Below are 1577 nucleotides of genomic sequence, written 5' to 3'. Positions count from 1 at the left end.
TGAACGCGGGAACGCCGTAGCCGTTTTCGGCAGCGTGATCCAGGACTTGGCGAAGGGAAATGAAGGCCATGAGAACTCCTTAATGATGAGGGGACAGGTGGTCGCAGCAGCCAAGAGGGTGGCTGTCGCGTGAAAGCGGTGTTATCGCACTCGGAGGTGGCGGCGTTGGGTCAGCTCGCGCGTTGCTGCAGGATCTCCAGCGCCGGCAGCGTACGGCCCTCCAGCATTTCCAGAAATGCACCACCACCGGTCGAGATGTAGTCCATGGCGTTCTCCACCCCGTACTTGGCGATGGCCGCCAGCGTGTCGCCCCCGCCAGCGATGGAGAAAGCTGCAGACGCGGCAATCGCCTGTGCCAGGGTGCGTGTACCGTTTTCAAACGCGGCGAATTCGAAAACCCCGACCGGCCCGTTCCAAACGATGGTGCCTGCCGTGGCCAACTGACTGGCGAGTTGCGCAGCGGTGACCGGCCCAATATCCAGAATCAAATCGTCGTCCGCCACCTCGTACGCAGCTTTCACCGTCGCCGTGGCGTCAGCGGAAAAATGGGTCGCGGTCACCACATCCACCGGGATCGGCACCTTGGCGCCACGCGCCCACATCTCTTCGATTACCGCTCTGGCCTCGTTCACCATGGCGGGTTCGGCCAGACTTTTTCCGATGGGTAAACCAGCGGCCAGCATGAAGGTATTGGCGATGCCGCCGCCCACGATCAAGCGGTCCACCTTGCGGGACAGACTGCGCAAGATGCCGAGTTTGGTGGACACCTTGGAGCCTGCAACGATGGCCACCAAAGGGCGCTGGGGTTGCGCCAGCGCCTTGCTGATGGCATCCACCTCTTTGGCCAACAGCGGGCCTGCGCAGGCAATAGGTGCGTATCGGGCCATGCCATGGGTGCTGGCCTCGGCGCGGTGGGCGGTGCCGAAGGCGTCGTTCACGTACACGTCGCACAAGCTGGCCATCTGGCGTGCCAAGATATCGTCGTTCCTTTTTTCTCCGACGTGAGCCCGGCAGTTCTCCAACACCACCAGCTGCCCGGGCTGCAGCGGCGCGCCTTGCAGCTGCACGCCGTCGAGCCAGTTGGCGACCAAAGGCACATCGCGCTCCAGGTACTCACTCAGGCGCTTGGCCACTGGCGCCAGCGAATCGCTGGCTTGCAAAGTGCCCTCGGTCGGTCGTCCCAGATGCGAGGTGACCATCACCGCCGCTCCGGCACTCAGGGCCAGGCGGATGCAAGGCAATGAGGCCCGTATACGCGTGTCGTCCGTGATCTGGCCGAACGCATCCAAGGGCACATTGAGATCGGCGCGGATGAATACCCGCTTGCTGCGGGCAAAATCGCTTGTCACCACGTCCTCAAAACGCAGCATCGTCATGTGCCCGCTCCCGAACGCTGCGCCACCACGCGCACCATCTCCAGGCACTTGTTGGAATAGCCCCACTCGTTGTCGTACCAGGCCACAACCTTCACAAAGGTGCTGTCCAGCGCGATGCCGGCGTCGGCGTCGAACACGCTGGTGCAGGTCTCGCCACGGAAGTCGGTCGCCACCACCTTGTCGGTGGTGTAGCCCAGCACG

The 1577-nt window shown here is 63.2% G+C and carries 1 protein-coding gene and 1 pseudogene; both read right to left on the bottom strand.

Annotated features, from left to right (window positions below; all coding sequences use genetic code 11):
- Positions 1 to 170: 170 nt before the first annotated feature.
- Complete coding sequence (locus ABYB95_RS23260; RefSeq protein ID WP_372662660.1) at positions 171 to 1376, bottom strand: phosphoglycerate kinase; 1206 nt, start codon at positions 1374 to 1376, stop codon at positions 171 to 173.
- Positions 1373 to 1577, bottom strand: a pseudogene (locus ABYB95_RS23255) (type I glyceraldehyde-3-phosphate dehydrogenase); the annotation flags it as partial. The pseudogene ABYB95_RS23255 and the gene ABYB95_RS23260, both read right to left, overlap by 4 nt.

The organism is Hydrogenophaga sp. (assembly GCF_041633695.1).
Taxonomy (GTDB): Bacteria; Pseudomonadota; Gammaproteobacteria; order Burkholderiales; family Burkholderiaceae_C; genus Hydrogenophaga.
Note: the sequence above shows the minus strand (reverse complement) of the source record. Positions and strands in the feature narration are given on the sequence as shown.